Below are 490 nucleotides of genomic sequence, written 5' to 3'. Positions count from 1 at the left end.
GAAATCACTGTCATCTAAGGCAAGCAGTTCGCCTATGCGTAAACCGCCATAAGCAAGAATGCGATACATGACCAAATCTCTTGGTTTTTTATGTTTCTTGACAATATCCAGGAATTTATTGAGTTCCGCTTTGTCGTAGTAATTTTCAAAATCATCTGTTTTAGGGCGGTAACTACAACGGGCTCGAATTGTCTTGTCCATTGGGTTGTTATCTAAGAGGCTAATGTTAACAGCAAACTTAAAAATTCGATTAACAAGGCTGATGTATGAACCGTAGGAACGGAACTGAGATAGATGGTTCACCAATTTTTGACAAATCAAGACGGTTATTTTGTCGATTTTGATATGACCCAAGAAGGGTTCAATTTGTTTGAAGTAACAGTTTTTTGTCGTCAGAAACGTAGATGCTCTGACGGTATTTTCATATTGTTCAAACCAAAGTTGGGCCACTTCGTGGAAAGTGGTAGCGTTGTTCCGTTTCCAAGATCCT

At 39.0% G+C, this 490-nt stretch carries 1 protein-coding gene; it reads right to left on the bottom strand.

Annotation, left to right across the window (positions count from 1 at the left end):
* The coding region (locus GVL03_RS19580) for a site-specific integrase (RefSeq protein WP_235038267.1) at window positions 1–450 on the bottom strand (450 nt) is incomplete at its 3' end.
* Between the last annotated feature and the right edge of the window lie 40 nt (window positions 451–490).

Origin of the sequence: Microbacterium sp. 18062, assembly GCF_902706225.1 — a bacterium.
GTDB lineage: Bacteria > Actinomycetota > Actinomycetes > Actinomycetales > Microbacteriaceae > Microbacterium.
The sequence above is the reverse complement of the archived record's forward strand: the minus strand, read 5'-3'. Positions and strand labels throughout refer to the sequence as shown.